The organism is Bradyrhizobium sp. P5_C11_2 (assembly GCF_054049755.1).
Genome location: NZ_JBFULT010001058.1, coordinates 1 through 1,169 on the forward strand (window position 1 = coordinate 1; position 1,169 = coordinate 1,169).

Annotated in this window: 1 protein-coding gene and 1 pseudogene; one reads left to right on the forward strand and one right to left on the reverse strand. The window is 66.2% G+C overall.

Going from position 1 to position 1,169, the window contains the following annotated elements; translation table 11 throughout:
• A partial coding sequence (locus ACXJL8_RS41630) for an aminotransferase class I/II-fold pyridoxal phosphate-dependent enzyme (RefSeq protein ID WP_456687100.1) occupies positions 1-686 on the forward strand: 686 nt, incomplete at its 5' end.
• On the opposite strand, the pseudogene ACXJL8_RS41635 reads toward ACXJL8_RS41630, so the two are convergent.
• A pseudogene (locus ACXJL8_RS41635) lies at positions 675-1,169 on the reverse strand (cobyric acid synthase); the annotation flags it as partial. The gene ACXJL8_RS41630 and the pseudogene ACXJL8_RS41635 sit on opposite strands and share 12 nt — an antisense overlap.

Here is a 1,169-nt window from a genome sequence, read left to right on the forward strand (position 1 = left end):
TTCTCGCACCGACCTATAACGAGTATGCACCGGTCCTGTCATCCGCCGGCTGGGAGGTCGAAGAGGTCAGCGAGCTCGACGCGCTGGCAGGCGCCGACCTCGCCATCGTCGTCAATCCCAACAATCCCGACGGCCGGTGTCATCCACCAAAGGATTTGTTGGCGCTGCTGCCGCGCATCGGGCGCCTGGTGATCGACGAGAGCTTTGCCGACGCTGTTCCGCATCTGTCGCTTGCCTCCGAAGCGGGCCGCGAAGGGCTGTTGATCCTGCGTTCATTCGGAAAGTTCTACGGACTCGCCGGCCTGCGGCTCGGCTTCGCGCTTGGCCATGCGGCCGACATCGCCAAGCTTGCTGCGGTGTCCGGGCCGTGGCCAGTATCAGGAGCGGCGATCGCGGTCGGCTGCCGGGCCTTGCGCGATGACGATTGGGCCAGAGCGACGTCAGCGCGCCTCGTGCGCGACAGCGTTCGGCTTGATGCCATTGTGCAATCGCAGGGCTGGCAACTTGTCGGCGGCACGCCGCTGTTTCGTCTCTACGAGACCGATGACGCGCTTGTCGCGCAGGCGAGGCTGGCGCGTGGCCATATCTGGTCCCGCGTCTTCGCGCCGAAGCCGACTTGGCTGCGCTTGGGGCTGCCGGGCAGCGAAGCCGAATGGGCGCGCGTGGCCGAGGTGCTAGCGCGCTAGCGTGAGCAGGCCTTCGACGTCGAGATGCTTTTCGATGTGATCGGCGAGGGCATCAAGCGCGCTTTCGACCTTGGCGTGATACGGCTCGTCGCCCGCGGGAATGTCGAGCCTTGCGAGATACGCCTTGCGGAAATCGTCGGACGTGAACAGGCCGTGCAAATAGCTGCCTTGCACGTGCCCATCGCGCGAGATCGCGCCTTCCGGCGCGCCGTCGAGCTTCGAAAAGGGCCGCGCGCGATCCGGCCCGTCGGTGCGGCCGATATGGATTTCGTAGGCCTGGATCGGCTGATCCGTTGCCGCATGAACGGCGGAAACGCGTGTCAGCGTCTTCTCTGCGCTCATCACAGTCGTGACGTCCAGAAGCCCGAGGCCCGGCGTGTCGCCAGCCGGTCCCTCGATCCCATCGGGATCGGCGACGCTGCGTCCCAACATCTGATAGCCGCCGCAGAGGCCGAGCACATGGCCGCCCCGGCGGTGATGCGC